Annotated in this window: 9 protein-coding genes; all 9 read right to left on the bottom strand. The window is 62.9% G+C overall.

What is annotated here, in order from left to right; translation table 11 throughout:
- Window positions 1–615: 615 nt before the first annotated feature.
- The 9 genes from KHP60_RS22280 to KHP60_RS22245 all read right to left on the bottom strand — a co-directional run bounded on the left by KHP60_RS22280 (window position 616) and on the right by KHP60_RS22245 (window position 9,930).
- Window positions 616–1,413, bottom strand: a complete 798-nt coding sequence (locus KHP60_RS22280) for an isochorismatase family protein (protein ID WP_249689027.1) — start codon at window positions 1,411–1,413, stop codon at window positions 616–618.
- Between the two features lie 449 nt (window positions 1,414–1,862).
- A complete protein-coding gene (locus KHP60_RS22275; protein ID WP_213566480.1) occupies window positions 1,863–2,738 on the bottom strand; it encodes an MBL fold metallo-hydrolase in 876 nt (291 codons plus the stop codon).
- The gene (locus KHP60_RS22270; RefSeq protein ID WP_213566479.1) at window positions 2,719–3,264 is read right to left on the bottom strand and encodes a hypothetical protein; all 546 of its coding nucleotides are present in this window, start codon (window positions 3,262–3,264) and stop codon (window positions 2,719–2,721) included. Before KHP60_RS22270 ends, KHP60_RS22275 begins: the two co-directional genes overlap by 20 nt.
- Before the next feature lie 27 nt (window positions 3,265–3,291).
- Entirely contained in the window at window positions 3,292–4,155 is an 864-nt protein-coding gene (locus KHP60_RS22265) for an alpha/beta hydrolase (protein ID WP_213566478.1), read from the bottom strand.
- Between the two features lie 21 nt (window positions 4,156–4,176).
- Window positions 4,177–5,001 (bottom strand): alpha/beta fold hydrolase, encoded by an 825-nt coding sequence (locus tag KHP60_RS22260; protein WP_213566477.1) that lies wholly within the window; start codon window positions 4,999–5,001, stop codon window positions 4,177–4,179.
- Between the two features lie 21 nt (window positions 5,002–5,022).
- Window positions 5,023–5,151: a hypothetical protein gene (locus tag KHP60_RS25575; protein ID WP_283770742.1), complete on the bottom strand. Its 129-nt coding sequence runs from the start codon at window positions 5,149–5,151 to the stop codon at window positions 5,023–5,025.
- Window positions 5,148–6,065: an alpha/beta fold hydrolase gene (locus tag KHP60_RS22255; RefSeq protein WP_213566476.1), complete on the bottom strand. Its 918-nt coding sequence runs from the start codon at window positions 6,063–6,065 to the stop codon at window positions 5,148–5,150. Before KHP60_RS22255 ends, KHP60_RS25575 begins: the two co-directional genes overlap by 4 nt.
- A 151-nt stretch (window positions 6,066–6,216) precedes the next feature.
- The gene (locus KHP60_RS22250) at window positions 6,217–8,955 is read right to left on the bottom strand and encodes a winged helix-turn-helix domain-containing protein (RefSeq protein WP_213566475.1); all 2,739 of its coding nucleotides are present in this window, start codon (window positions 8,953–8,955) and stop codon (window positions 6,217–6,219) included.
- 90 nt (window positions 8,956–9,045) lie between these two features.
- Window positions 9,046–9,930 carry an SDR family oxidoreductase gene (locus tag KHP60_RS22245; RefSeq protein ID WP_213566474.1) on the bottom strand — a complete coding sequence of 295 codons (885 nt, stop codon included), beginning with the start codon at window positions 9,928–9,930 and terminating at the stop codon, window positions 9,046–9,048.
- Window positions 9,931–9,981: the final 51 nt, after the last annotated feature.

Raw genomic sequence — 9,981 nt, 5'->3', positions numbered from 1 at the left:
GCCCGGCCCTGTTCGGCGACGCGGCGGCAGATATTGAACACGCCGGTCCGGGTCAGGCCGACCTGCACGGCAATGGCCTCGTAAGTCAGGCCGCTCTCGCGCAGTCCGATCACCTGCCGCCGACGCTCTTCTTGCGCTGCTGCGGGCAGCTTGCGCATGTCCACATGTTTCATCCCGCCGACCTGGGCCGACTGGCTGCGAATTTCAAGATCACTCAGGCCGGATCAATAAGCCCGGCTAGTCTCTGACATCGCTGCCAAGCAGAGCCGAACGGCCTGACCTTGCAGCTTGGATCGTGGTGAGGAAAGCCTCCCACCATTTTCCGATGCCCAGCACGGGCTTTCCGTCGCAAGCAGGCCACGGTCCCTCGTCGATCCGAGGGCCATTAACGATGCCCCGGATCGACGCCATTCTCGCACCATCGTCCAAAGAATCGGCTGCAGCCTGGCGGTAACGAAGTTCACCCGCAGTGACAGGAGCTGGGCCAAACCACCTCCCACGGGTTTCGCTTCCGGGACTTTAGCCACTCCTTGAGATCGACGAGAGAATCCAGATCATACCCGCATCCTCACCAAGACTCGGCGAGACGATGAGAAATTGGCGAGGCAGACCTGCCTATTGGCTACCAGCGGGTCGCGCTTGCGGCTGCTTGCGCGCGACTTCCTGAGCCTTGGTGTAGCTCTCCACGACTGCTGAATAGTTTGGCGAGACGTGGGCATAGAGTGCGCCGATCTCGGCCGCTTCGGGACGGTTCCAGGTGCGGTGCACTTCGGACAGCACGGCATTCGTTGTCGTGGGGATGACACCACCCTGAACGAAACGGGCGAGCGAGGTCCGGCTCGCCATCTCACTCGGATCGCCCGACGCATCCATTACGGCGTAGACCTTGTATCCTGCCAGCTTTGCATCGAGCGCCGGGAACATGACGCAAACGCTGGTCCAGACACCCGCCATGATCAAGGTCTTCTTTCCAGTGGATTGCACCGTCCGGACGAAATCCTCATTGTCCCAGGCGTTCACCTCACCCTTGCGCGCCACATACACGGCATGGGGCGCATTCTGGTGAATCTCAGGCATGAGCGGCCCGTTCGTTCCGTTCGGCTCCGAAGCCGTCGTGATCACTGGTATTTTCATCAGCGTCGCCAGCTTGGCAAGCATCACGACATTGGACCGCAGCTCCGCTATCGGAACGTCCTTCACGGTCTGGAACAGACCCGCTTGGTGATCCAGCAGCAGAATGACGGTATCAGATGGGTCGAGCAGCGCGGCGCCTCCGCCGGTCGGCAGAACGCTGGACGAGGCGCCGCTTCGGGGCGGCGTCGCTTGAGCCAGGACGGGCAGCGCTACTGAGACCAGACCGAGTGCCAGAATCCCAGCGAATACATTGAAGGCTTTCTTGAACATATGTGGCATGGGGCATTCCTCCTTTGACAACCGAACACACTCTCTAAAACGGCCGTTACTCAACTGGCATGATGGCCACGCGGCGGGTCATTGCGACGACTTCCTGTTCTGGTATCCGCCGAAGTGGGCACCGGCGACCCCACGCGGGGCTGACGGGCGAGGCTAAGGCGTCGAACGGCTTCGTGGCATATGTCACCTTGCCCGCCACCACCTTCAGCAGCGACCCGACGTCCTAGATCTGCTCTTCGGGAACGGTGAGGTAGTCGGTGTTGAACACGGCGAAATCGACATACTGACCCGGTGCTATGCGTCCCTTGACCACCTTCCTCTTGGCTGAACCACGCGGCCTCTGTCGTGAACAGACCCAGGGCCCCTTCGCGGGACAGCTTGTTGTGGTCGGTGAATTGCGGCGTTCACTCGAGTCTACGCACGTCGCATCGGGAGGGGCTTGCCTGAGGTCAAACATGAGCAGGAACGTACCGATACTCGTTGCCGGACCTCTCCACCCTGCCCAATCCAGGGTAGGCGAAGTGATATCCAAGCAGCAGCAGTCGGTCGACTGCGGCACGGTCGACGAAGCGCTGCCGGGTGTTTGCTCCAACCTCCTGATCGGTATCGTTGCCGAAGCGCCAAGCCGGATGCTCGAAGGAGACGATCTGGTTGGTGACGACGTCACCGGTCACGACCAAGGTCTCAGGTCCGGCAAGCGCATAGGACATATGACCGTGCGTGTGTCCCGGCGTCGCGATGGCCTGGAGGCCCGGCAGGATGTCGTCGCCGTCCTGCACAAGGACGATCCTTTCGCGGACCGCTGACAGGTCACGCTGGGCTCCAATGGCGAAGGCGTGCAGCACGGAGGGCCTCGAGGAGGTAAAATCCGGATCCATCCAGAAATCCCATTCGGCCGCCCCGACATAGTAGGAGGCGTTCGGGAACCGTGGTCTATCGTCTATTCCAAGCAAGCCCCAGACGTGATCGGGATGCGCATGGGTGAGCAGAACCTTGGTGATCGCCTCCCTGTCATGTCCTGCGGCGGCAAGCGACGATGCCAGCCTCCCCTCGGTCGGCTGGAACTTCCCCCCACCCCCGAGGTCGATCAGGATCAGGTCGTCTCCCGCCTGGATCAGCGGGATGTTGGCATGGGCGCGGATGGTCCCGGCGCTCCCGCCGAGACGTCTCTCGATGTCGAGCCATTGGTCGGGTGTGGCCTCCGGAGCAACGATTGCGGCGGGCAACGCAAAGTGTCCGTCGCTCAGCACCGTGACATCGAAGCTTCCCTGCCGGAAGCCAAAGGGAGAGGTGTCCGGGACAGCTTCAGATCGAGCAAGGGTCATCGTGATCTCCTGGTTCATCATCGTCCCGCAAGGCTGCCAAAAGGGCGCGGATTGCGGTTGGTAGCCCAGCCCCTCCGCTGCTGAGGAGCGCCAAGCCGGCGGCGCCTCCGGGCATGAAGCCGATCCTGCCGGAGAAGGCGGCAACGGGCTTGCCCGCCTTCAGGAACCCGCCAATCAGGCCGCCGGCGAACCTGCCGTCGGCCTCCACCAGCGATCCGCTGCCTCCGACCAGGACGCAGGCTTCGAAGTCCTCGACAAAGACATCGCGGAGCGGAAGAGTGTCTGCAATCTCATTCCGGGCATGGCGGTCGGACAGGAACCGATCCACCAGTGTGCTCCCTGCCCCTTTCCCTTGCTTCGGCCTCTGGTGCCATGGATACCCGCCGGCCTCCGACGCGATCAGAAGCCGGGCACCAGCCTTTAGCAAGGCGTAGTAGACCCCCACGAAATCCTCGAGCGGATCGATGTCGGTTGCATCACCGACATCGAGAACGATCAGGATGGACGCTAACGTTCCGTCCGGCATGACCGATTGCTCCCGTTGGGTGATGACTCAACCGGCTGCCGAAAGTTCTTTCGCGGCCGGAAGCCGGGCATTGATCCACGCCACGATATCCGTCAGGACGCGCTCGCGGCCGATGTCGTTGAAGAGGTCATGGCTGTGTCCGTCATAGCGCTTGAGCGTCTTGTCGGGCGCCCCGGCCGTCTCGTGAAACTCAAGGCTGCCGCTCGGGCGCGTGACCTTATCTTCCGTGCCATGCAGGATGAGGACCGGACATCTGATTGAGGCAAACCCCGTCTTGAGGTTGTCATTCGCCCTCGCCAATGCGGCAACGGTTGCCATCGGCTGCACTTCGCCGGCGATGAGCGGATCGCCATCCATGAAGGCCACGACAGCGGGGTCGCGCGAGAAGTCCCGGTTCTTCAACCGGAGTGCGGGAAGGCGCGGTACGATCCGGCTGATGGCCTTGATGATGGTCAGCAGGAAGTCCGGCGCGTAGACCCGGTAGGCGAAGCTCTCGCAGATGAAGCCTGCGAGCCGCTCTTGGTTGTCGAGCGTATAGGTCGACGAGACCACGCCGCCGGCACTGTGACCGAGTAGAAACAGGGGTAGATCCCCTTCGCGGCGCTGGGTCAGTTCGATCAGGGCGGATACGTCGTCGACGTATTGAGAGACGTCCTCGACGAAGAACCGCTCGCCGTCGGAACGGCCGCGGCCGCGCAGGTCGAGCGCATAGACCGCAAACCCGTTCGCGACCAATTGCTCGGCGATCCATTGGTAATACCCGCTGTGTGACTTCACGCCATGGCAGATCGCCACCACTGCCCTCGGCGGGCCGGGGGGATGCCAGGACCGCATGAAGATCCGCAGCCCGTTTGCCCGATCCAGGAATTCCTCGTTCACTTTCATGGTCATTGCACCCACCTGTCGTATCGGTCAGCCCTTGATGAAGGACAGGAGGTCGGCGTTCACCACATCCGGATGAGTCGTGCAGAGCCCGTGCGGCAGCCCCTCGTAGACTTTGAGGGTCCCATGCTTCAGGAGCTTGACGGACAGCGGCGCAGAGTCCGCGAAGGGTACGATTTGATCGTCGTCGCCATGCATCACCAACGTGGGGACCTCGATCCTTTTGAGATCTTCCGTGAAGTCGGTTTCGGAGAAGGCCTTGATGCAGTCGTACTGCGGCTTGATGCCCCCCATCATGCCCTGGCGCCACCAGTTGTCGATCACGCCTTGTGAGATCGTCGCACCGGGACGATTGAAGCCGTAGAAGGGGCCTGCCGGGACATCCACGTAGAACTGCGCCCGGTTTGCAGCGACTGACGCACGGAAGCCGTCGAACAGCTCGAGCGGCAACCCGCCGGGGTTCTTGTCCGACTTGACCATGATGGGCGGCACCGCGCCGATCAGGACCGCCTTGGAAACACGTCCCGGCTCAGCGCGGGCGACATAGCGCGCCACCTCGCCGCCTCCGGTGGAGTGGCCGATATGGATCGCGTTTTTGAGATCGAGGGCCTTTGCGAACTGAACAACGTCATCGGCATAGGTATCCATCTCGTTGCCGTGAGCGGTCTGGGTCGAGCGTCCGTGGCCACGTCGGTCATGGGCGATGACACGATAGCCCTGATGAAGGAAGAACAGCATCTGGCTGTCCCAGTCGTCTGCGCTGAGTGGCCAGCCGTGATGAAAGACGATCGGTTGGCCGCTGCCCCAGTCCTTGTAGAAGATTTCCGTGCCGTCCGTTAACCTGATGGTAGCCATCGTTCTCGCTCCTTCGGTGGGTTAAATCGTCGGTTTTGGAGGGATCGTGCTCGATCCCTGGACGGAGGCTCCTGCCGTGGCGGCCAGGCCGATTCCTGCGGCCAGCACGGCGCGCCTGGTGGGATGAGCCGAGACGGAGGGGGAGCTCATGGCTGGTCCTCCGTTCCGAGAAAGCGCAGGACCTCGTCCCCGAATTCCCTGGGGTACTGGAACAGGAAGGCGTGGCCCGAGTCCGGATAGATGATCAGCCGGGCATTGGGGATGGCCTGCGCCAAGGCATAGGATTGGTAGGTCGGGATCATCACATCCTCATTGCCGTTGGCGATAAGGACAGGCTGGCGGATCGATCCGACGCGCCGCAGCAGCGAGGTGTCTGGCGTGCCTACGTCGCTCCCGGCAGAGAGCATCGCCTTCCAGGCCTTCTCGCTGACACGCTCGGAGAACGCATCGGCTCTCAGGCGCAGGCGGGCCAGGTGCTCTCGACCGGCCGCCTGGCTCGTCGGCGTTTCCTTGAAGAACAGGTAGAGAAAGTCCTCGTCACTGTTGAGCGGCTTGGTGGCGATCTCGATCGCCTTGGCACGGAGGTTGGCGCCTTCGACATAGCCCGCGCCGCTGCCGACGATAATCAGCCTGCGGACGATCTCCGGTCGCTGGAGGGTCAGCTCCTGCGCCACCAGACCGCCGAAGGAGAAGCCCAGCACGTCAACCTGACGATACCCCAGAGCCTCGATGAATTTGGCCGCACTCGCGGCCCAGTCGGCCATGCGGGCGGGGGCCTCACCTCCGGAGCGCGCAACGCCTGCATTGTCGAAGATGATGACGTGTCGCCCGGCTGCTACATGATCGAGGAAGGCCGGATCCCACTCGTCCATCGTTCCACGGAAACGATTGATCAGAACCAGCGGCGTTCCGGATGGACTGCCCAAGGACCGATAGGCGAAGGAGATGCCGCTGACGCTGATCGTCTGCGTCCCGACGCAGGAGGCGCCGCACGTCTTGGAGTATACCTGCGGGGAGGAAGCGGTCTGTGCCGTTGCCGCGGCAGGAAACGCTGCCGACCACATGAGGGCTGCAAGGCCAGCCGCAGCGGCCCGGGGCAATAAAGTGAAAGTCCGCGATGTCATCGCACATCCCTCGGGATCTGTTGCGTGTTCGGGTCGACACAACCATGACCCCGGTCGGCGATGTGAACCAGTTAAGCGGTGTAAAAGGGTGTTAACGGGCCTCTTCAGGGTGCCAAGAACTCACCCTGCTGGTCCAGGCAACCGCGCCCTGCTCCGTTGCCAGGGCCAGGGACTGCGCGATCAGGCGCCGGGCATCTTCCTGCGCATCGCTCCGCGTCATGAGCAGCCGAGCGTGCTGATGAAGGAGTTCGGGCACGTACCAGGCTTCGCCGGTCTGCCGCGTCAGCGCCAAGGCCCTATCCAACAGACCCAGCGCCTCGTCGACACGACCGAGTGCCTGGAGGCCGGAGGCAAGGACAGCATGGAAGACCGTTCGATAGAGATGGAAGCCGGCTCTCTCCAGCCGGTCCTGCGCGTTTCGCACTAGTGGCACGCCTGCTGTGGCCTTGCCTTGGCGGATCAGGATGTCGCCCTGGAAACACTCGGCATAGGCGTGCCACACATCGAGCGCATGGGCCTTGGTCCGTTCGAGGAGCATTCCAGTGTAGTGCTGTGCGCGGTCGAGATCTCCGGCCATCAGGTAGACGGGGCAGACGGCGTCGGACAGGACATGGCATGTCGTCAAGTTGTGGTCGACCTGTAAGGCCGTCTCGATCATGTCCTCCACTTCGCCGAGAGCTTCCTGCGCGCGACCGCGCAGCCACAACACGCGGGCAAGCGTGACCCGCGCCGTGAGGCGCTGCTCGTATTGGAAACGGGCCAAATGAGCTCCGTTGGCCGGCGCACGATATTCGTCGAGCATGCGGCGCACATGCGCTTCGGCTCGTGGCTGGTCGCCCAGGAAATGCAGCGAACGGGCGCGCATTCTCTCACCGATGAGCCGGTCCGCCGGATCCCGCGAGCGCGCCGCCATCCGGTGGAATTCCTCGGCCATTTCGAGAGCAGCACGGGAATTGCCGCTGTTCGTACGGTCCACCCACAAAGCCCACAAGGCCCGCAATTGGAAATCGACATCGTCGATCCGCCGCGCGATACCAAGTGAGCGTTCCCATGCCTTGGCGCCGCTCGGGCGGCCGGAGATTGCGCGCATGTAGGGAAAGCCCAATGCCGCGTACAACTGCATCAGGCTGCGATCGTCGGGCTTGTCCTGCCGCTCCAGCCATTCGAGGGCCTGACGAACCCTCATCAGGCACTCATCAACCAAGGAGAGCTGATACCAGAGGGGAATGGCCGCGATTGTCAGACCGACCCCGATCATGCGATCGCCCTGCGAGGAGAAGGCCCAATCCAGGGCGGCCCTCAGATTTCCCATGTCACGGTTATGCAGAGAGAGCCAATCGGTATCGTGGCTCGCCTGCCATTGGTCGGCCGCCTGTCCGAAGAGCGCGAGGTAATGCGCGGCGTGGCGGCGGGACGCTTCCTCACTTCGGCCCGAAGCCGACAGCTTCTCCGCCGCGTAGGAGCGCGTCATGTCGAGCAGGCGGTACCGGGCCGGATGGATACTGCGGTCGGCGACTACCAGTGACTTCGCGACTAGGTCGCCGAGACAGGCCGTGAGGTCGATGGTTCCTCCGTCGGAAGCCACCGCCCACGCAGCCTCCATCGTGAATTCCTTGTTGAACAGCGACAGGTGGCTGAGCACGAAGCGTTGGGGCTCGTCGAGGAGCGAGTGGCTCCAGTCCAGCGCCGCGTGCAGGGTCTGATGGCGTGGGAGCGCAGTGCGCCGCCCTCGCGTCAATCCATCGAAACTGTTCCGCAGCGAGACGGCAAGCCCCTCGATCCCTAAACTGTCGACCTGTGCGGCAGCCAGCTCGATCGCCAGGCCGATGCCGTCCAGCCGTCTGCAAATCTCCGCCACGAGGGGCGCCTCGGCATCACCTAGATCGTAGCCTCCGATGCTGTCGGCGACCCGCTCGACGAAGAGCTGGACGGCCGCAAATTCGAGAGCGGACGCCGCATTGTCCGCCTCTACCTCGGACGGGAAGGTAAGCGGGGCAAGGCGGTGGACCCGTTCCCCCTGCACGCGAAGCGGTTCTCGGCTCGTGACGAGAAAGCGGACACCGGGTGCACTGGCTGCCAGGGTCTCTACCAATCGGGCGACGTCATCGACGAGATGCTCGCAGCAATCGAGGATGAGCAGCATGGAGCGCTCACCGAGCTGCCCCGCCAGCTCGGTGAGATGATCGGCCGTCCCGAGGACACAACCTGCCCCTTTCGCTACCGCCGTCGGGAGCAATGCCGGGTCCGCAAGCGGCCCGAGATCGACGAAGGCAATCCCCTCCAGGAAGCGACCGAAGTTGCGCTGGGCGAGGCAGACGGCAACTGTCGTCTTGCCGATGCCCCCAGTGCCGACGATGGTCAGGATCCGGAGATCGTGGAGCTGCCGATCGAGCAGATCGAGCTCTCCGTCCCGCCCGATGACCCGTCCCCCCTGCCGCGGCAGGGAGCCTGTTGCCGGGAGCGTCTGCCGAGGCTTGGACGTCTCCGCCTGGATGTGTCGAGCGGGCTCCTTGGCTTCGCTGACCGATGCGACGAAGCAGTAGCCACGGCCAGTGACGTTGGAGATGAACCTGTAGGGCTCTTGCAAATCCCCGAGCGCCTTGCGCAGGGCGGCGACATTGACCCGGAGATTGGTCTCCTCGACAAAGGTTCTTGGCCAGACGGCCGAGATCAACTCCTCCTTCGTAACCACCTCCCCGGCCCGGCTCACGAGCGCAATGAGGATGTCCAGGGCACGGCTGCCGATCCTGATTGGCTCGCCCTCGCGCAGCAGAACGCGCTCAGAGGAAATGAGCGTGAACGGGCCGAATCTGACATCCGCGTTCTTCATCTGGCTTAGGCATCGTGGGCAGGCGGGAAACTATGCCTGACAAGATGTCTCAGGGGAAGATGACGAAAGAACGACTTAGCCCACGCAGTGTCATGGAGTTCTGGGATGACATCCACTCACTGCGATGGGATCACTTGCCGGGAATGTCGCCTCCAACGCCTCATCGAGGGCGTGCTCCCGCTTCCAATCCTGAACCCTGTAGCGCCTTGCTGCGTGCCGGAGCGACAGATGCGGCTGGAGTGTCGCGCGGGCTTCCAGGAAGGCGGTCCATTGCCCGACGTTGGGGAGCGACGGGATAGTGACCGTCTCGCCAAGGTCAAAGCCAGCCAGCGCCGCATCAACCATCTCCCCGACTTCCATGTTCATGTCCTGCGGCATCGCAGTGAGATCGTGACCTCCCTTTGCCCAAATCTCCGTTCGGGTCATGCCCGGCAGGACCGTCTGGACACGGACGCCGTGAGGTTCGAGCTGGGCCGCCTGGGACTCGCTGAAAGCCAGCACGTAGGCCTTCGCCGCCAGATAAGTGGGTTCGAAGGCGGCAGGAATGAGCGCCGTGACCGAGGACAGGTTGGTGATCGCCCCATGCTCCCGTGCCGCCAATCGCGGGGTTACGGCCACCGACAGGCGGGTGAGCGCAACCATGTTGAGATTGATCAGGTCCTCAAGCCGATCAGGGTCGGCGTTCAGAATCGTCGTATTGCTGGATACACCGGCGTTATTGACCAGGATCGAGATCCCGGGGTCTTCACGCAGACGCTCCTCGACCATCGCTCGATCGACATCCGAGGTCAGATCGGCGGGAATGATATCGATCGCAACACCTGTCATCTCCCCGATGCTGGACGCAACCTGCTTAAGCTTCATCGCATCCCGGGCGACGAGGATGAGATCATGCCCGCGTTGGGCGAGCCGTTCTGCATAGGCGGCACCAATTCCAGTCGAGGCACCGGTAATGAGAGCGGGCGTCCGAACCATGATGTGCTCCTGGTTTTATTGATCTTCACGCGACAGGTGTAACATAGGGCG

It is taken from the genome of Microvirga sp. 3-52 (genome assembly GCF_018383585.1).
Lineage (GTDB): Bacteria > Pseudomonadota > Alphaproteobacteria > Rhizobiales > Beijerinckiaceae > Microvirga.
The sequence above is the reverse complement of the archived record's forward strand: the minus strand, read 5'-3'. Positions and strand labels throughout refer to the sequence as shown.

Excerpts from the sequence above, each read along its gene's own strand:
- KHP60_RS22250 (WP_213566475.1), bottom strand. The coding sequence starts at position 8,955 with ATGAAGAACGCGGATGTCAGATTCGGCCCGTTCACGCTCATTTCCTCT.
- KHP60_RS22270 (WP_213566479.1), bottom strand. The coding sequence starts at position 3,264 with ATGCCGGACGGAACGTTAGCGTCCATCCTGATCGTTCTCGATGTCGGT.
- KHP60_RS22275 (WP_213566480.1), bottom strand. The coding sequence starts at position 2,738 with ATGACCCTTGCTCGATCTGAAGCTGTCCCGGACACCTCTCCCTTTGGC.
- KHP60_RS22255 (WP_213566476.1), bottom strand. The coding sequence starts at position 6,065 with ATGTGGTCGGCAGCGTTTCCTGCCGCGGCAACGGCACAGACCGCTTCC.
- KHP60_RS25575 (WP_283770742.1), bottom strand. The coding sequence starts at position 5,151 with ATGAGCTCCCCCTCCGTCTCGGCTCATCCCACCAGGCGCGCCGTGCTG.
- KHP60_RS22245 (WP_213566474.1), bottom strand. The coding sequence starts at position 9,930 with ATGGTTCGGACGCCCGCTCTCATTACCGGTGCCTCGACTGGAATTGGT.
- KHP60_RS22260 (WP_213566477.1), bottom strand. The coding sequence starts at position 5,001 with ATGGCTACCATCAGGTTAACGGACGGCACGGAAATCTTCTACAAGGAC.
- KHP60_RS22265 (WP_213566478.1), bottom strand. The coding sequence starts at position 4,155 with ATGACCATGAAAGTGAACGAGGAATTCCTGGATCGGGCAAACGGGCTG.
- KHP60_RS22280 (WP_249689027.1), bottom strand. The coding sequence starts at position 1,413 with ATGCCACATATGTTCAAGAAAGCCTTCAATGTATTCGCTGGGATTCTG.